18 protein-coding genes are annotated in these 18,041 nt (G+C 38.6%); 15 read left to right on the top strand and 3 right to left on the bottom strand.

What is annotated here, in order from left to right; translation table 11 throughout:
• Positions 1–102 precede the first annotated feature (102 nt).
• A complete protein-coding gene (locus GWI97_RS09835; RefSeq protein ID WP_036939699.1) occupies positions 103–1,752 on the top strand; it encodes a Na+/H+ antiporter in 1,650 nt (549 codons plus the stop codon).
• 2 nt (positions 1,753–1,754) lie between these two features.
• On the top strand, positions 1,755–2,627 hold the full coding sequence (locus GWI97_RS09840) for a carboxylate/amino acid/amine transporter (RefSeq protein WP_036939696.1): 873 nt from the start codon (positions 1,755–1,757) through the stop codon (positions 2,625–2,627).
• Here GWI97_RS09840 and metR read toward each other — a convergent pair.
• On the bottom strand, positions 2,542–3,495 hold the full coding sequence (gene metR, locus GWI97_RS09845) for an HTH-type transcriptional regulator MetR (RefSeq protein WP_036939693.1): 954 nt from the start codon (positions 3,493–3,495) through the stop codon (positions 2,542–2,544). The genes GWI97_RS09840 and metR overlap by 86 nt on opposite strands.
• 106 nt (positions 3,496–3,601) lie before the next feature.
• On the opposite strand from metR, the gene metE reads away from it, so the two are divergent.
• Together metE and GWI97_RS09855 are read left to right on the top strand one after the other, a co-directional pair.
• Positions 3,602–5,875 carry a 5-methyltetrahydropteroyltriglutamate--homocysteine S-methyltransferase gene (gene metE, locus GWI97_RS09850; protein WP_036939690.1) on the top strand — a complete coding sequence of 758 codons (2,274 nt, stop codon included), beginning with the start codon at positions 3,602–3,604 and terminating at the stop codon, positions 5,873–5,875.
• 171 nt (positions 5,876–6,046) lie between these two features.
• Positions 6,047–6,874: a hypothetical protein gene (locus GWI97_RS09855; protein ID WP_036939688.1), complete on the top strand. Its 828-nt coding sequence runs from the start codon at positions 6,047–6,049 to the stop codon at positions 6,872–6,874.
• Positions 6,875–6,949: 75 nt separating this feature from the next.
• On the opposite strand, the gene GWI97_RS09860 is transcribed toward GWI97_RS09855, so the two are convergent.
• Positions 6,950–7,342, bottom strand: coding sequence for a YidB family protein (locus GWI97_RS09860; RefSeq protein WP_161751940.1), 393 nt, complete (start codon positions 7,340–7,342; stop codon positions 6,950–6,952).
• 458 nt (positions 7,343–7,800) lie between these two features.
• On the opposite strand from GWI97_RS09860, the gene udp reads away from it, so the two are divergent.
• The 10 genes from udp (at position 7,801) to tatC (ending at position 16,368) form a co-directional block, all read left to right on the top strand.
• Positions 7,801–8,559 carry a uridine phosphorylase gene (gene udp, locus GWI97_RS09865; RefSeq protein WP_023583501.1) on the top strand — a complete coding sequence of 253 codons (759 nt, stop codon included), beginning with the start codon at positions 7,801–7,803 and terminating at the stop codon, positions 8,557–8,559.
• Between the two features lie 153 nt (positions 8,560–8,712).
• Complete coding sequence (locus GWI97_RS09870) at positions 8,713–9,495, top strand: tyrosine-protein phosphatase (RefSeq protein WP_036939682.1); 783 nt, start codon at positions 8,713–8,715, stop codon at positions 9,493–9,495.
• A 71-nt stretch (positions 9,496–9,566) separates the two neighbouring features.
• Complete coding sequence (locus GWI97_RS09875; RefSeq protein WP_036939678.1) at positions 9,567–10,097, top strand: DedA family protein; 531 nt, start codon at positions 9,567–9,569, stop codon at positions 10,095–10,097.
• A 102-nt stretch (positions 10,098–10,199) separates the two neighbouring features.
• Complete coding sequence (rmuC, locus tag GWI97_RS09880) at positions 10,200–11,540, top strand: DNA recombination protein RmuC (protein ID WP_087803815.1); 1,341 nt, start codon at positions 10,200–10,202, stop codon at positions 11,538–11,540.
• 83 nt (positions 11,541–11,623) lie between these two features.
• On the top strand, positions 11,624–12,379 hold the full coding sequence (gene ubiE / locus GWI97_RS09885) for a bifunctional demethylmenaquinone methyltransferase/2-methoxy-6-polyprenyl-1,4-benzoquinol methylase UbiE (protein WP_006535554.1): 756 nt from the start codon (positions 11,624–11,626) through the stop codon (positions 12,377–12,379).
• A gap of 1 nt (position 12,380) precedes the next feature.
• Positions 12,381–13,022: a ubiquinone biosynthesis accessory factor UbiJ gene (locus GWI97_RS09890; RefSeq protein WP_036939676.1), complete on the top strand. Its 642-nt coding sequence runs from the start codon at positions 12,381–12,383 to the stop codon at positions 13,020–13,022.
• A complete protein-coding gene (gene ubiB, locus GWI97_RS09895; RefSeq protein WP_036939673.1) occupies positions 13,022–14,659 on the top strand; it encodes a ubiquinone biosynthesis regulatory protein kinase UbiB in 1,638 nt (545 codons plus the stop codon). Before GWI97_RS09890 ends, ubiB begins: the two co-directional genes overlap by 1 nt.
• A gap of 125 nt (positions 14,660–14,784) precedes the next feature.
• Positions 14,785–15,054 carry a twin-arginine translocase TatA/TatE family subunit gene (gene tatA / locus GWI97_RS09900; protein WP_006535549.1) on the top strand — a complete coding sequence of 90 codons (270 nt, stop codon included), beginning with the start codon at positions 14,785–14,787 and terminating at the stop codon, positions 15,052–15,054.
• 3 nt (positions 15,055–15,057) lie between these two features.
• Positions 15,058–15,576 carry a Sec-independent protein translocase protein TatB gene (gene tatB, locus GWI97_RS09905; RefSeq protein ID WP_036939670.1) on the top strand — a complete coding sequence of 173 codons (519 nt, stop codon included), beginning with the start codon at positions 15,058–15,060 and terminating at the stop codon, positions 15,574–15,576.
• Between the two features lie 3 nt (positions 15,577–15,579).
• A complete protein-coding gene (gene tatC, locus GWI97_RS09910) occupies positions 15,580–16,368 on the top strand; it encodes a Sec-independent protein translocase subunit TatC (protein ID WP_115370494.1) in 789 nt (262 codons plus the stop codon).
• A 63-nt stretch (positions 16,369–16,431) separates the two neighbouring features.
• Here tatC and rfaH read toward each other — a convergent pair whose 3' ends face one another.
• Entirely contained in the window at positions 16,432–16,932 is a 501-nt protein-coding gene (gene rfaH, locus GWI97_RS09915) for a transcription/translation regulatory transformer protein RfaH (protein ID WP_036939665.1), read from the bottom strand.
• Positions 16,933–17,219: 287 nt separating this feature from the next.
• Here rfaH and pepE point away from each other — a divergent pair, with 287 nt between their 5' ends.
• Positions 17,220–17,945 (top strand): dipeptidase PepE, encoded by a 726-nt coding sequence (gene pepE / locus GWI97_RS09920; RefSeq protein WP_036939662.1) that lies wholly within the window; start codon positions 17,220–17,222, stop codon positions 17,943–17,945.
• Positions 17,946–18,041 lie beyond the last annotated feature (96 nt).

An 18,041-nucleotide genomic window follows, 5' to 3' on the forward strand; every position in this document is an offset into this window, starting at 1 on the left:
CATAAATTTTTGCAGGGTGTGTTTTTTTATCATTCAGTAGGGTTTTCTTTTTTAAGGAAAAGATAACAGATTTTGGGATAAAAATAGGCATGTAAGGGTAACATGGAAATATTCTTTACTATTTTGATTTTAATACTGGTGGTTTCAGTTTCAGGGGTTATTACTAAACTAATTCCCTTTCGTGTTCCGTTACCATTAATACAGATTGTGATAGGGGCTTTATTGGCATGGCCTCAATTTGGTTTACATGTCACTTTTGATCCTGAACTCTTCCTCGTTTTACTAATCCCTCCTTTGCTGTTTGTTGATGGTTGGAAAACACCTACACGAGAATTTATCCAAAATGGGCGTGAGATTTTTATTCTTGTGCTTGTTTTAGTGATGGTGACTGTTGTTGGTATCGGTTACTTGATTTATTGGATGATGCCGAGTATTCCACTGATTTCTGCGTTTGCATTAGCGGCTGTACTTTCACCAACCGATGCCGTCGCACTTTCTTCTATTGTCGGTAAAGGGCGAATACCTAAACGCATTATGGGTATTTTAGAAGGTGAAGCATTAATGAATGATGCTTCAGGCCTGGTTGCTTTGAAGTTTGCTGTTGCTGTAGCAATGGGAACAATGGTGTTTACCGTTGGAGGCGCGACGCTAGAATTCTTTAAAGTCGCTGTAGGGGGGTTACTGGCAGGTATCGGTGTCACTTTGCTTTACAGTAAATCTTTACGATTAATGAGTCGCTGGAGTGGAGACGATCCTGCAACACAAATTGTCTTTATGTTACTGCTACCTTTTGCCTCTTATCTTATCGCAGAACATATTGGTTTTTCAGGTATTTTAGCTGCAGTTGCTGCGGGTATGACTATTAGTAAATCAGGCGTTATCCGTAATGCGCCACTTGCAATGCGTTTGCGTGCTGACAGCGTGTGGTCAATGCTTGAATTTGTCTTTAACGGCCTTGTCTTTATCATGCTGGGTTTACAACTTCCGATTATTTGGACAAGCTCTGTTATTCAAGCTGATCTTGATCCGGAAGTTGAAGTGTGGATGTTGTTTGCTGCCGTATTTGTTATCTATTTTGCACTGCTTATCTTACGCTTTACATGGTTATGGCTGATGAAAAAAATGAGCCGTATTTTTATGAAAAAGCACCCACTTGATTTCGCCAATTATACGACACGTGAACTGTGGCTTTCGTCATTTGCGGGTGTGCGTGGGGCTATTACACTTGCTGGTGCGCTTTCTATTCCACTCTTTTTAACGGATGGCAGCACTTTCCCTGGGCGTTATCAAATTATCTTTATTGCTGCTGGTGTTATTTTACTGTCGATTTTAGTGGGTATTATCTCACTTCCTTTCCTATTGAAAGGTGTGAAAACAACCGACAAAGAAGCTGATAAAAATGAAGTTCGCTATGCAAGAAAAGTGATGGCAGAAGTGGCGATTGTTAGTCTTAACAAAATGGAAGAGCGTTTAGCAGCAAGTACAGAAGAACAGTTAGATGCTGAAGAAATTAATGAAGTTGCTTCGCGTGTAACGGGTTATCTAAGACGTAGAACCGCGGATCAAGATGAAATGGTTCATAACATGTTAGAAGAAGATCTCGAAAGACGTTTTCGCCTAACCGCATTACGTGCTGAACGCGGTGAGCTTTATCATTTAAGAGCAACGCGAAAAATTAGTAATGAAACACTTCAATTATTGCTACATGAGTTGGATTTAATGGAAGCGCTATTAGTGGAGAAAGATAGTTAATTATGTGGTTGCTCATTATTACAACACTATTATGGGCAGCCTCTTTTAGCTTGATCGGCGAGTACCTAGCGGGTCAGGTTGATAGTTGGCTTTCTGTTTTGATCCGTGTTTCTTTAGCAGCTTTGGTTTTTTTACCTTTCTTACGTTGGAAGGGAATTCGCTTTAAGGTAATTTTACTCTATATGAGTGTGGGGGCTTGCCAACTTGGTATTATGTATCTGTTTGTCTTCCATGCTTATAACTATTTAACCGTTGCAGAATTTTTATTGTTTACAGTATTAACTCCGCTTTATGTCACGTTAATTTATGATTTATTAGAACGTCAAAGATTACGTTGGGGCTATGTCTTTAGCTCATTATTAGCAGTGCTAGGAGCCGCTATTATTCGTTATGACCATTTAAGTGATGATTTTTGGTATGGTCTGTTATTAGTGCAACTTGCTAATATTTTCTTTGCTATTGGTCAGGTGGGTTATAAGCGATTAATGGAAGTTCATCCTATCCCACAACATTATGCCTTTTCTTGGTTTTATCTTGGTGCAGTAGTGGTTTCACTGATTGGTGCGTTGTGTTTTGCTGATTGGCAGAAAATGCCGACAACATCACTACAGTGGGGGGTTTTACTCTGGTTAGGGATCGGCGCTTCTGGAATAGGCTATTTCATGTGGAACTATGGTGCTACACAAGTCGATGCTGGAACCTTAGCTATTATGAATAACATGATGGTTCCAGCTGGGTTATTAGTCAATTTCTCTATTTGGCAACAACATCCAAATTGGCCAAGTTTCATCATAGGCGCGAGCCTGATTGTTGCATCACTGTGGATCCATCGACGTTGGATACGCCGACCTGTTTTACAAAAGGAAGATTGTTAACGGCGTGCTGACCTGACAAACGAATAAATTCACGAATTGCCGGTTGATGTTGCTCTCCACTGCGGTTAGCGGCATATAACCGGCTCCATAATCCCTCACCTAATGTTTTTGTTACTACTAATCCTTGTTTTTCAAAATTTTCAACCGCCCAATGAGGTAGCGCTGCGATCCCCATACCAGCTGCAACCATTTGAATTAACAACAATGTATTATCGACATGTTTAAATTGTGGTGTTATTCCTGCGGGTTGTAAAAAATGACGCCATACATCAAAACGCTCTCTTTGCACGGGATAAATAAATAAGGTTTCTGCAATTAAATCTTGTGGCTGAATATGTAATCGATTCGCGAGAGGGTGATCAGGCGACAAAACCAGTTTAACTTCATAGTCAAACAGCGGAGTATAGTGTAAACGAGAGTCATCTAAGATATCGGATGTTAGCACGACATCTAATTCTCGCTGTAATAATGCAGGTTGTGGATCAAACGTGACACCCGAATGAAAATCGACCGTTACTTCAGGCCATGTTTGGCGATATTGCTGTAGTGCTGGAGTTAACCATTGGATACAACTATGGCATTCAATCGCAATATTCAAATTTACACTACCGGGTTCATTACATGCTTCAATTGCTCGACGAACGATAGGTAACACTTCTTCTGCTAATTTAACGAGTACCTCTCCTTGTGAAGTAAAGCGCAGTGGCTGACTTTTACGTACAAAAATTCGATAACCAAGGCGATGTTCTAATTCACTAAATTGGTGTGAAAGAGCCGATTGCGTTTGATGTAGTTGATTTGCGGCATTGGCTAGAGAGCCGGTGTTCTTTAATGCCAAGATTGTTTTTAAATGTTTTATTTCTATCATGAGAAACCTTCAGGTTGTTGATGAAAAATTTGCGCTTGTGATTTATACACTACCTGTAGATTATGGATGTGTAAACATCTAGACGGCTAAAAACAGGATTTTAATTATGACAATTCGCAATCACACACTGGGTTTCCCTCGTATTGGCTTAGACAGAGAGCTAAAAAAGGCGCAAGAAAATTATTGGGCAGGTAAAATTTCACAGGAAGAATTGATTGCTGTAGGTAAAGAACTTCGAGCTCGCCATTGGCAACAACAAGCAGATGCAGGAGTTGAATTATTACCTGTTGGTGATTTTGCTTGGTATGACCAAGTATTAGGTACAAGTTTATTGTTAGGCAACGTGCCACCTCGTCACCGTAATGAAGATGGCTCATTAGATCTTGATACATTATTTAGAGTTGCACGTGGTAGAGCTCCAACGGGTAAGCCTGTTGCTGCATCTGAAATGACGAAATGGTTTAATACCAACTATCACTATATCGTGCCTGAGTTCCAACAGGGTCAATCATTTACCTTTGCATGGAAAGAGCTGCTAGAAGAAGTGGATGAAGCATTAGCGTTAGGTCATAAAATAAAACCGGTTTTACTGGGGCCTGTGACGTATCTTTGGTTAGGTAAAGTGAAAGGGCCTGAATTTGATAGATTAACGCTTTTAAAAGAGATTTTACCTATCTATCAACAAGTTCTTACTGCATTAAAAGAGAAAGGCATTGAATGGGTACAAATTGATGAGCCTGTATTGGTATTGGATTTACCAATTGAATGGCAAAACGCATACCAAACCGCCTATCAAGCATTAACGGGGCAAGTTAAATTATTGCTGACGACTTATTTTGATGGTATTTCTCATCATCTTGATATTATTAAGGACTTACCTGTTAATGGGCTTCATGTTGATATTTCAGCAGGCCAAGATGATTTGCAATATTTACATCAAACATTACCCAAAGAGTGGGTGCTGTCATTAGGTGTCATTAATGGTCGTAATGTTTGGAAAGCTGATTTGAGTACACGTTACCAACAAGTCGTCGCGCTAAAAGGTAAACGCCCATTATGGATCGGCACTTCATGTTCATTACTGCATAGTCCTATTGATTTAAATGCAGAGACGAAACTTGATGATGAAGTCAAAAGCTGGTTTGCTTTTGCGGTTCAGAAATGTGAAGAAGTGGCTTTGTTGACTAAGGCACTAAATGCATCCGAAGGCGAGTATGATGATCAATTAGCACAATACAGTGCTCCAATTCGCCAACGTCAGCATTCTACACGCGTGCATAATGCCAAAGTGGCGGCTCGTTTAGAGGCGATTAAAGCGCAAGACAGTGAAAGAAATTCACCTTATACCCAACGCGCAAAAGTACAACGAGCTCGATTTAATCTGCCATTATGGCCAACTACCACGATTGGCTCATTCCCACAAACAACAGAAATTCGTACTGTTCGTTTAGATTTTAAGAAAGGGCGTATCGATACGGTAGCTTATCGCACAAATATCAGTGAACATATTAAGCAAGCTATCTCAGAACAAGAAAAACTTGGTCTTGATGTATTGGTTCATGGTGAAGCTGAACGTAATGACATGGTGGAATATTTTGGTGAGCATTTTGATGGTTATGTCTTTACACAAAATGGTTGGGTACAAAGTTATGGTTCACGTTGTGTAAAACCGCCCGTGATTATTGGTGATATTAGTCGCCCTGAAGCCATTACCGTGGATTGGGCAACTTACGCACAATCATTAACTGAAAAGCCAGTCAAAGGCATGTTAACAGGGCCAGTGACAATATTATGTTGGTCGTTCCCTCGAGAAGATGTTACTCGTGAAACCATCGCAAAACAAATCGCGTTAGCACTGCGTGATGAAGTAGATGATTTACAAAAAGCGGGTATTGGTATTATTCAAATTGATGAGCCAGCCTTACGTGAAGGATTACCACTGCGTCGTAATGAGTGGCAAACTTATCTTGATTGGGCAGTTGATGCCTTTAAATTAAGTGCTGCTGTTGCTGATGATGAAACACAAATTCACACGCATATGTGTTATTGCGAATTTAACGACATCATGGATTCTATTGCTGCACTGGATGCGGATGTGATTACTATCGAAACATCACGTTCAGATATGGAGCTTTTAGAAGCCTTTGAACACTTTGATTACCCAAATGAAATTGGACCAGGTGTTTATGATATTCACTCACCTAACGTGCCAAATGTGGAATGGATTGTGGGATTATTAAGAAAAGCACAATCGCGTATTCCAGCAGAGCGTTTATGGGTGAACCCAGATTGTGGATTAAAAACACGAGGCTGGGCCGAAACACGAGCAGCATTAGCGAACATGGTTGAAGCGGCTAAATATTTACGTCAGAACGTATAATAAAATAGTTAATAGCTTATTAGCCTGCTTTTTTTGAAAGATAACTTTAATAAAAAGTCATTTATTCAAAAGGGCAGGCTTATATAAAATTAGCGTGTTAATAAAAACTCAGAGCAAATCTTATTATTGATATTCTTAAGAATTGCTATACTGCGAAAACTCTCTAATTTTATGGATATAATGATTGTGCAAAATAGCATTACACTCTCGGATAAAGTATTAGATGCTTTTCCAACTCGACCTTTAAAATTGGTTCCACTAAGAGGAGATGGTGGACTATTTCGCACCTTATTCTTAGTTATTGTAATGTTAGTATTGACCGTATTTAGTGCTTATCAAATTCCTAATATTCTTTATGATTATAAAATCAGTGAGAATGCAGTTCCTGTTGATGCTACTGTTGAAGGCTCTTGTCGATCTCAACTCTTCGTTTTAACTAACTGTAGTGTTGATTTGCATTATAACGGCAATGAAGTTTCACGTAATTTTACCTTTTTAGACTTAGGCTCAAAGGATGTGCTTGTTGAACCGGTTGCTGATGCAAATGATCTCAGCAAAATGACTGTTGATGTTGCAATAGATAATATTTGGCTTCGCTTAATTAGTACGGTTATTTTTATTGGGTTATTTGGTTTTAGTGTGATCTTTTTTATTTATCGTCAAATATTGATGAGCAAAGTAAGAAAAGCATTATTATCGGTAGGCACTCAGCCTCTAAAATTAATAGCGATCCCAGCCAAAATGGTGGTGAGTAATAAGCAATTTATTGCGACTTATTATATTAATTTGGAAGGTAAAGAGATTCGCATTGCTTACTCAGGAAATAAGAAAACACCGCCTATTGTTATTGAGCAAAATGGAAATACGTATGTATTAGCGGTTTACGCGCCGCAACAGAATATCCCTTATGCTTTGGACGTACCTTTAGCGCGAATTCAGGCAACGCCTGAAGAGAAGCAACATTTTCATGAAGCATTAATTAAAGAAGGTTTGTTGTAATCAATTTTGATTATTAAGAACATGACACGTTTTCTCTTACATCTCATAAGAGAAAACGTATTAAAAAAGGGCTATTTAACTACCAAAAATCTTCGCTTTTAAAATATCCATTCCTGCACTGACTAAATCTAAATCTTTAGGTACTACTCCATCCGGTGTGACTTTATCAATTAATTTAGGTAAATATTGAGTTGCCATTTCAGAGGCTTCACTTGCACTTAAGTTAATTTTTGTAGCAAGTTCATTAATCACTGGGGATGAAAAAACCGCTACGATTTGTTCAGCACTGATAGGTAAATTTGTATTGGTACTTATCCAAGATTGAATAAGCTCACTTAAACCCGCTGTATCAAATTGCTTTACTAAGCCTTCAATACCACCTTGAGATCCAATCCACTCAAGGACAGTTTTATATTGATTGATTTTTTCGCCACCTAGTAGGCTCGCAATTTGGTTAAATAAGCTCATGTTTACTCCAGTGACGATATGTTTGTCACATTAGGTGTTTATATTTTAAGGGCGGGTAGTGTACGCGTTATACTTATCATACATCAAGCCGTAGCGTTATTGACTACACTCACTTGCACTAGTCACGTACTATTGTATGCTCCTAGCGATTCGTTCATTTGTCGCTCAGTTGCAACTTGAATTATTTAGAGGATCTGTGCATCGAGGTATTTGCCTCGTCTATACTCAATAAGTGAAATATTTATTTTAGTGAATGATTGAAGTAAGCAAATATTGATAATGTATTTGCTGAAAATGGATTTCGAATATCATTTTTCGTGATAATAATCACAATTTTATGAAATTGTTACTTTGTTTAGCTTGCTGTAGGTGATATTGGTCACTAAAAAGCTTTGCAAAGCTGATAAAGTAAGTCTTAATTTAATGATCATTGGTTTTTTCCCATTGAGGAGTCCGATATGTCTGATGTATTTCACTTAGGTTTAACCAAAAATGACCTACAGGGTGCCACTTTAGCAATTGTTCCAGGTGATCCTAAGCGTGTTGAAAAAATTGCAAAATTAATGGATAACCCAGTTCATCTGGCTTCTTTACGTGAATACACGTCATGGCGTGGTGAAATTGATGGCAAAGCGGTTATTGTTTGCTCAACAGGTATTGGTGGCCCATCGACTTCTATTGCAGTTGAAGAATTAGCGCAATTAGGTATTCGTACTTTTTTACGTATCGGTACAACAGGCGCAATTCAAGAACATATCAATGTAGGTGATATCCTTGTGACTACGGCAGCAGTTCGTTTAGATGGGGCAAGTTTACACTTTGCACCAATGGAATTCCCTGCTGTTTCTGACTTTGAATGTATGAATGCACTGTACAAAGCTGCTAAAGACAATGGCTCAACTGTACACGTAGGTGTAACAGCGTCTTCTGATACCTTCTATCCAGGACAAGAACGTTACGATACATATACTGGTCGTGTTGTTCGCCGTTTCAAAGGCTCGATGAAAGAGTGGCAAGAAATGGGCGTAATGAACTATGAAATGGAATCTGCAACATTACTAACAATGTGTGCAAGCCAAGGTTTACGTGCAGGTATGGTTGCGGGTGTTATCGTAAATCGTACTCAGCAAGAAATTCCAGATGCAGAATTACTGAAGAAAACAGAAAACAATGCACTTGGTATCGTTATTGAAGCTGCTCGAATTTTAATGAAATAAGTGTTTTCAATTGAAAACAAAAGCCCTTAATACAAAAGTATTAAGGGCTTTTTTTGTATGGTAATTCATCACGTTAATATGACATGACAACAGAAGATGATTTCTGTTAAGGTTCTTTAAGAACTGAATAACATAATAATGAGAAGAGGCGTTATGACTGATATCTTACAAACACATCCTTCGGTGTTGCCTTTAGTCGGCGGGATTAATTTTCGTGATTTAGGTGGGAAAAAACTGAGTAACGGTGGTGTTATTAAACCCGGCAGGCTTTTTCGTTCTGGCTCACTGGATAGGCTAACCCATACGGATCAGTCTCTTCTCATCGATAGACATCTTTTTCAAATCATTGATTATCGCGATAGTGGCGAAATCGTTGATAAACCAGACAGAGTTTGGGAAGGTGCACAATATTATCACGCTCCTGCAAATCCATTATCAAAAGAGGTTTCCGCTAATCTTGAAAAGCTGACACCTGAAATACTAGAACAATTTGATGCTAAAGCATTTATGTTTCAGTTATATAAGTTATTGCCTATCAATAACCCCGCTTATAAACAATTGGCAACATTACTAAAGCAACCTGAAAAAGGGGGAATAGTACAACACTGCGCAGTAGGTAAAGACAGAACTGGTGTTGGTTCTGCTTTAGTATTATTTGCATTAGGTGCATCTTTAGATATGGTGATGGAAGATTACCTACTTACTAATGAAACATTAGCGCCTTATCGTGCTTATCTTTTAGAAGAACATGCCAAAACAATGAGTGATAATATTGTAGACAAATTTGCTTATGTGTATTCAGTACAAGAAGAGTTCCTGCAAACGGCATTAGCTAGTATTAATGAGAATTACGGTAATGTGGATATTTGGCTAGAGAAAGATATTGGTCTAGATGCATCTAGCCGAGATGCTTTACAAAGTTATTTTCTTGAATAATGAAGTGATTTATATTCGGTTAATAAGAACGTTTTATTTTACTTAAGTTAATCGAATCTAAGGTCTCTATTTTGACAGTACAAGACATTATTCATACCATCACGCTCTTTGTAAAACAGCATGAAATCTGGGCTATCCCGATCGTGTTCTTTCTTGCTTTTGGTGAATCACTCGCTTTTATCTCTTTGTTGATCCCGGCAACTGTTATTTTATTGGGATTAGGGGCCTTGATAGGTGAAAGCGGTTTATTTTTCTGGCCTATTTGGCTTGCTGCGGCGTTAGGTGCGTTCTTTGGTGATTGGGTATCCTACTGGGTCGGATTTCATTACAAAGATGGCGTGAGAAACTTATGGCCGATTTCGCGCTCACCACAAACGCTTGTTAGAGGTCATCAATTCTTTAATCGTTGGGGAATTTGGGGCGTATTTATTGGGCGATTTTTTGGACCTTTTCGTGCAATCGTACCATTAGTTGCAGGTATCTGTGCTATGCCACAACGTTATTTTCAAATTGCGAATTTAACATCAGCCATGATTTGGGCATTTGGGATTTTAGCGCCCGGTGCTTTTGGTTTGCAATGGCTTGCGAAATGGATCGGATAATTGCGTCCTTTATCGCAAATCAAGTCATGAGGTAAATTGTTGCTAGACAATATTACCTATGCGTTTTAACGTAGCCCGCTGGAAATTAAAAAGGTCACTTTAGTGGATATTCAGTTGTTATATGGGATCATTGGCTTATTAGGCGGTGTGCTTGTTGGGGGAGGGCTAGTTTGGTGGTCTATTCAACAACGTTTATCCGATAAAGAAGCCATGCTACGTGAAAATCACACACAGCTTGCTGTCGCCCAAGAAAAAACGGTGATTATCCCTTCTTTACAAAAGCATATAGAGCAACTTGAACAAGAGTTACGTGCTCAGCGAGAAATTATTACTTCACAAGAAGCTGAATTAAGAGAAGTGACAACGCGTTGGGAAGAAAGCCGAATATCTGCAGAAGAAAAACAACGGTTATTAATTAATAGTGAGCAACGGCTTGCAACGCAGTTTGAGAACTTAGCTCATCGTATTTTTGAACAAAGTGGGCGTAAAGCAGAAGAGTTAAATCGGCAAGGGTTAACGCATTTACTGTCACCTTTTCGTGAACAATTGGAAAGTTTTCGACGCCAGGTTCAAGAGGGGTTTGGGCAAGAAGCCCGTGAGAGACATACCTTAGTTCATGAGATCCGTCAGCTTCAACAATTAAATGTAAAAATGGCGCAAGAAGCAGTTAACTTAACAAATGCCTTAAAAGGGGACAATAAAGTCCAAGGTAACTGGGGTGAAACAGTATTAGCGCGTATATTAGAATCTTCAGGATTACGTGAAGGTCATGAATTTGAAACCCAGGTAAACATTCGCCATGAAAATGGTGGTCGTTATCAACCTGATGTCATAGTGCATCTCCCTCATGGTAGGGATGTTATTATCGACGCTAAAATGTCGCTAGTGGCATATGAAAAGTATTTTAGTAGTCATGATGAAAACGAACGTAAGCAAGCGCTTTATGCTCATGTGAACTCAATTAGAACGCATATTAAAGGATTGAGTGTAAAAGATTATCATAAGCTACCGGGTGTCACGTCTTTAGATTATGTTTTAATGTTTATCCCTATAGAGCCGGCTTATCTTGTTGCTATTGGTCATTCTCCTGACTTGTTAGAAGAAGCATTAAAAAACAATATAATGTTAGTTGGGCCATCTACTTTACTCGTTGCTTTGCGTACAATAGCCGCATTGTGGCGATATGAATACCAAAGCCAAAATGCGCAAGAAATTGCAGACAGAGCGGCTAAAATGTATGACAAATTAAGACTTTTCGTTGATGATATGCAAGGGCTAGGAAACAGTATTCAAAAAGCGCAGTCTGGCTATCTATTGGCGATGAAAAAACTGTCTGAAGGTCGCGGAAATCTTATCAGTCAAGCGGAAGGCTTTAAATCCTTAGGGGTTGAGATAAAAAAAACGATTGATAATGATCTCATTGAAAAATCAGCATCTGATTGATTGGAAAAATAAAGAGATAAAGATTTCTTAAATAAGACCAGTACTGAATTTACTAAATTTTGATTAATTAGCGGGCAAATAATATGACTCAACAAACTAAGGAAACAACAGATTTTGGTTTCCAAACCGTTGACAAAGATGATAAACAAACCATGGTTGCAAGGGTTTTTCACTCTGTCGCGTCTAAATATGATTTAATGAATGACTTGATGTCTTTCGGCGTTCATCGTATCTGGAAACGTTATACCATTGAAGCTAGTGGTGTAAGACGTAACCAACGTGTTCTTGATCTTGCAGGAGGCACTGGAGATTTAACAGCTAAATTTTCTCGTTTAGTGGGCGAGAATGGGGAAGTTGTTTTAGCCGATATCAATGATTCAATGCTGAAAATGGGACGTGAAAAGCTACGTGATCACGGTATTGTGGGTAATGTTAACTATGTACAGGCGAATGCTGAAGAGTTACCTTTCCCTGACAACCATTTTGATTGCATTACTATCTCCTTTGGTTTACGTAATGTGACCGATAAAGCAAAAGCTTTACGTTCAATGTTTCGTGTATTAAAGCCAGGTGGACGTCTATTGGTGCTTGAATTCTCTAAACCTGTTTTGGAGCCTTTAAGCAAGATTTATGATGCTTATTCTTTCCATATCTTACCCAAAATTGGTCAAGTCATTGTGAATGATGCTGAAAGTTACCGTTATTTAACGGAGTCAATTCGTATGCATCCAGACCAAGAAACCTTAAAAGGTATGATGGAAGAAGCCGGATTTGACCAAGTAACCTATACCAATATGACTGGCGGTATAGTTGCCCTACATAAAGGATTTAAATTCTGAGATGGAAAAAGCCACTTTTTCTCATGATATTGCTTCTCAAGTGCTGTATCCGCTGTTAACAGCATCAATGGAAACTGCACTTAATCACGTTTTATATCAGGAAAATGTGCTTAAACCTGCCCGCAATCGTCTTGCGGGCAAAGTGTTGGCGCTTTCTATCAATGAGTTTCCTCGTTCCATCTACTTAGTCTTTAGCGAGCAACAAGTTGATGTATTAAGCCAGTGGGATGACGAAACTGATTGTTTGATAAAAACAAAATTACGTACTCTAATTAAGCTTCGTGATCGCCAGAAAATGTCAGCACTGATCAATCGTGGTGATATCACTATTGATGGTGATATGCAGGTTGTACAAAACTGGTCTGCATTGCTTGATATGGCGCAGTGGGAGCCCGCGCAATATTTGGCGCCTTATATTGGCGATCTAGCAGCGCAAAGTTTGACTGTTGTTGCAGGAAAGGGTGTTCAGTTATTTTCTTCACTTTTGAGTCAGCAAAAAGGTTATTTACGTGATGCGTTAATTGAAGAGTGGAAAACTGCACCTAGCACACTAGAAACAGTCCATTTTTATGATGAAATAGAACAGCTTGTACAGCAAACAGCCGAGCTGGAAAAACGGTTAGGCACATTGGAGAAAAAATAATGCTCCTTAGTGAGTTAAAGCGCCTCTATCATATTATTCAGGTATTTTTATCTTATGGGCTTGATGAATTAATTCCTAAACATCGAATTACTTTACCCGCAAGATTAGGATGCCGAGCACTCTTTTGGATCAAAAATAAACATCCAGAAAAACCATTAGGTGAACGCTTACGACTCGCATTGCAAACATTAGGGCCAGTATGGATTAAATTAGGCCAAATGTTATCAACTCGACGTGACCTTTTTCCTCCTCAAATTGCTGATCAACTTGCACTATTGCAAGATAAAGTTGCTCCTTTTGATGGTAAAAAAGCAAGACAATATATCGAAAATTCATTCGGTGGTCCCATCGACCAATGGTTTGATGATTTTGATGAAACGCCACTGGCTTCAGCGTCTATTGCTCAGGTTCATACCGCGAAATTAAAAGAAAACGGCAAAGAAGTTGTACTGAAAGTTATTCGCCCCGATATTCAGCCGGTGATCAAAGCAGATATCCGTTTGATGTACCGCTTGGCAAATTTATTACCTTTTTTACCTGATGGCCGTCGTTTACGACCAAAAGAAGTGATCCGAGAATACGAAAAAACACTGCTGGATGAGCTAAATTTACTGCGTGAAGCGGCCAACGCTATTCAACTACGTCGTAATTTTGAAAATAGCTCTATGCTGTATATCCCTGAAGTGTATTCAGATTATTGCCATGAAAATGTGATGGTGATGGAGCGTATTTATGGTATTCCTGTTTCAGATATTGAAGCATTAAATGCACAAAATACCAATATGAAGTTGCTAGCTGAGCGCGGAGTGAAAGTCTTTTTTACTCAAGTGTTTAGAGACAGTTTTTTCCATGCGGATATGCATCCTGGCAATGTGTTTATTAGCTATGATCACCCTGAAAATCCTTACTATATTGGTATTGATTGTGGCATCGTCGGTTCATTAAATAAAGAAGATAAACGCTATTTAGCAGAGAATTTTTTGGCTTTCTTTAATCGTGATTACCGAAAAGTAGCTGAATTGCATGTCGATTCTGGCTGGGTGCCGGCAGATACTAATGTTGAAGATTTTGAATTTGCTATTCGCACTGTATGCGAGCCGATTTTTGAAAAGCCACTTTCTGAGATCTCATTTGGTCATGTACTGCTTAATCTGTTCAATACCGCACGTCGTTTTAATATGGAAGTGCAACCACAATTAGTTTTGCTTCAAAAAACCTTACTTTATGTTGAAGGGCTTGGGCGACAACTGTATCCGCAATTGGATTTATGGAAAACAGCAAAACCTTTCTTAGAAGATTGGTTGCATAGTCAAATTGGTATTACAGCGTTAATGAATGGCATAAAGAGTAAGGCTCCTTACTGGATTGAAAAAATGCCAGAGATACCAGAGCTGGTTTATGATAGTCTGAAACAACATAAAAATATGAAGTTAACACTAGACAAATTGACGGAACAAATAAGTTCGCAAAGAGTCAAACAGAGACAGTCTCTATTTTTATTGGGTATAGGGACAACACTGTTTTTATGCGGTAGCCTGTTTTTTGTTTCTGGTTTTAAAACATTATTCAGTGTTTTTATCGGTTTAGGTCTTCTTGCATGGATTTTAGGTTGGTTTAGATCGGGTAATGCACAATAAAAACACATCAAAGTTTGTTTTTGAGCAAGTTAAAAGATGAATTCGGGATTCCCGAAAATTGAATTCGTTGTATATAATGGGCACTGTTATTAAGTATAACCCCGAAAATAGTTGAGGAACATAAAATGGGCGGTATTAGCATTTGGCAATTACTCATCATCGCTGTCATCGTTGTCTTATTATTTGGTACAAATAAACTGCGCACATTGGGCTCAGATTTAGGTGCTTCAGTAAAAGGTTTCAAAAAAGCGATTGGTGATGAAGCAGCAGATAAAGACACCAACAATGCTGAAAAAACAAATAATGACGCAGATTTTGATACTAAAAATTTAGCGCAGAAGACTTCAACAGAAGAGAAGTCTACAACTGAGAGCAAAAACAAAGAGCAGGTATAAACCGTGTTTGACATTGGTTTTAGTCAGCTGCTATTGGTCATGGTGATTGGTCTTGTTTTTCTGGGGCCAGAACGTTTGCCCGTAGCAGTAAAAACAATTGCTGGCTGGGTAAGGGCGTTGCGCTCTTTGGCTGCGAATGTACAAAATGAGCTTACTCAAGAACTCAAGCTTCAAGAACTCCAAGAGAGCTTGAAAAAAGTTGAAGAGAAAGCAAATTTACAAACGCTATCGCCAGAGTTAAAAGCGTCCATGGATGAGTTAAAAGAGGCTGCACAATCTTTAAAGCAGACTTACCAAACACCTTCAACGCCAGAATCAACAACAGAGCAGTCTGTAAAAACCGACTCTACGGAACCGTCACCTTCTGATCTTGCCGCGCTTGCTGAAGCTGATGAAGTTAATGATGATGCTAACAGCCATAAACCTGTTGTGGCAGAAAGTGTTACAAAGACAGAAGTTCCTGTTACTAAAACAGTAACAATAGAGAAAAAAACAACTGATCAGGTCAATGGTGAGCATTAAAACATGGCAGTAAACGATACCCAACCGCTGATCAGCCATTTAATAGAACTACGCAAGCGTTTGATGTATAGCTTAGTTTCTGTTCTAGTGGTTTTTTTAGGGCTGGTTTATTTTTCTAACGATATCTATCAATTAGTCTCGGCTCCATTACTTGATAAGTTGCCACAAGGGTCAAATATGAGTGCGACAGATGTTGCCTCTACCTTTTTGACACCGATTAAATTGACAATTATGGTATCCGTTTTTGCTTCTGTACCTGTTATTCTTTATCAGGTATGGGCTTTTATCGCACCAGCATTGTATAAACATGAACGTCGCCTAATGTTACCGTTGCTTGTTTCAAGTACGGTATTATTTTATCTTGGTATGGCGTTTGCTTATTTTGTTGTGTTCCCTCTTGCATTTGGCTTCTTTGTTAATACAACCCCTGAAGGGGTTAACTTTATTCCAGATATCAGTAAATATCTCAGTTTTGTCATGACGCTCTTTATGGCGTTTGGTGCGGCTTTTGAAGTACCTATTGCGATTATTTTACTGTGCTGGAGTGGTGTAACGACACCTGATGCTTTAAAGAAAAAACGTCCTTATATTCTTGTGGGTGCCTTTGTCGTAGGTATGGTATTGACACCTCCAGATGTTTTCTCTCAAACCTTACTAGCGATACCTATGTACTTGCTATTTGAAATCGGTGTCATACTATCGCGTTTTTATGTGGGTAACGGCCGAAGAAAAACACCAGAAGAAGAAGCTGAGGAAGCAGAGGCGGAAGCGGAAACAGAACAGCAAAAATAGTTTTAGGAACAAGTTTCTTGAAATCATGTAATATTAGCCCAGCAATCGCTGGGTTAACTTTTTCTAGAATGGCTCTTTTTTAAATTCTTTATTACTGACTGATTTTTTTACTTCGCTGTTTAATATGTTTAAAAGCAAAATTGAGCGAGCCTCACCATCAGGCTCCTGATATATTGCTTGTATCCCTTGAAAAATACCTTCTGTAATCAAAACACTATCTCCGCTATGAGGTACATTTTCTTCGCTATATGTCATCGATGAAAGTTGAGGTATTTGTAATGTATCAATCACATCTTGAGGGACTGTGACAGGATATTGCCCAAATCGTACAAATGAGTTGACGCCACGCGTTGAATTAATAGTGGTGGTATGAATAACCTCAGGATCAAACTCGATAAAAAGGTAATTAGGGAAAAGAGGTTCTGTTACGGTTGTACGTTTTCCTCTTAATACCTTTTCTATTGTTACCATAGGTGTGAAACAGCTCACTTGCTGACGTTCTAAGTGTTCGATAGCACGAGGGATTTGCCCCCGTTTACAATACAGCAAGTGCCAGTTTTTCATAGTAGAGACAATAAGTTAGTTAATTTTAATTTAATTGATAATAGCAAATTTATAATTAAGGTAACAGTCATCTATTGGGTTTAAATAAAAATAGCCTAACGTGATTTTATACTGGAAAAAAAAGAGAAAAGCTGTGTTCATACGCAATAAAAGTGGGGGTTTTTGTTACTTTCAATTGGATCTCGGATAGAGGTAACAAGTTGACAAAAAAGTGATGGTAAAAACAAGAAAAAGCTTTCAAGATGATTATCTTAGAATTTTGTTCATAATTATAAAGAGGTTCTGTCATGGAAGTTTTTTTATTAAGTAACGGAAAAATTGCCGGGGATCCACGTTGGTTAAGCTATGCAAAAGATAATATCGATAGCATGATCAAAAAACGAGGTATTCGTTCTGCAGTATTAATTGCCTATGCTGTTATTCGTTCCGATCATGATCAACGTGCTCGTGATTTATCAGAAGTGTTAGGCATTGAAGTTACATGTATTGAACATTTTGATTCAGAAGTTGATGCAATCAATAATGCGGAATGTATTTTAGTTAGCGGCGGTAATACATGGTTATTAAACCAAATGTTGCATGAAAAAGGATTAGTTGTTCCAATTCAACGTGCAGTGCGTGAGCGTAATATTCCTTATATTGGTTGGAGTGCTGGCTGTAACGTTGCAACGCCAACAATTCGAACAACTAATGATATGCCAGTACGTTCCTCTGTAATTATGCCGTCACTCGGCTTGTTCCCTGTTCAAATTAACCCACATTACATTGATGCATCCATTAGTGGTCATATGGGTGAAACACGCGATGAGCGTATTGCTGAGTTCTGTGCAATCAACCCCGATGAGATTGTTGTGGCTATTCGTGAAGGGAGCTACTTATATATTCAAGGTGAAGAATTACGTTATTACAGCGCGAAAAATGAAGGTTTTAAAATCTTCCAACATGGAAAAACATTCCCTGAACAGTTTGATACTACATTACTTTCAGAATGGGTTCCATTCCGTTGTTTATAAGTATAGTAAACGCTATCAAATAAAAAGCATTGCATTTTAGTGAGTTATGCGTTTAGCTTATAGCGTCTCAAAGAGGGCTTAGCCCTCTTTTCTTTC

The organism is Proteus sp. G2300, from assembly GCF_009915965.1.
In the GTDB taxonomy this organism is placed as follows: Bacteria; Pseudomonadota; Gammaproteobacteria; order Enterobacterales; family Enterobacteriaceae; genus Proteus; species Proteus vulgaris.